1 protein-coding gene is annotated in these 275 nt (G+C 55.3%); it reads right to left on the bottom strand.

Annotated features, from left to right (window positions below; translation table 11 throughout):
• On the bottom strand, positions 1-201 hold a 201-nt coding region (locus tag SB725_RS31095), incomplete at its 3' end, for a catalase (RefSeq protein WP_410923246.1).
• Positions 202-275 lie beyond the last annotated feature (74 nt).

The following is a 275-nucleotide window of genomic DNA, read 5'->3' as shown; positions in this document are numbered from 1 at the left end:
AACGGTGAAAGTGCCATAGGCGCCTGAACCCTTGGCGTGCACGCGACGCTCGGGAATATTCTCGCGGTTGAAATGGGCGAGCTTTTCGATCAGGTGAAAATCGTCGAGAAGCAGAGGGCCCCGGGGGCCGGCGGAACGAGAGTTCTGGTTATCAGCGACAGGAGCGCCACTTGCGGTAGTAAGAGTTTTGGTCTGGCTCATGCTCAATCTTCCTCTGTCAGTCTGTGAAACTGCCGGCTAATCGGCTGACAAAGAGTATTGACCACCAGTGTTAC

The organism is Pseudomonas sp. SIMBA_041 (assembly GCF_046535095.1).
GTDB classification, from domain to species: Bacteria; Pseudomonadota; Gammaproteobacteria; order Pseudomonadales; family Pseudomonadaceae; genus Aquipseudomonas; species Aquipseudomonas mucoides.
This window is presented reverse-complemented; position numbering and strand designations above follow the sequence as displayed.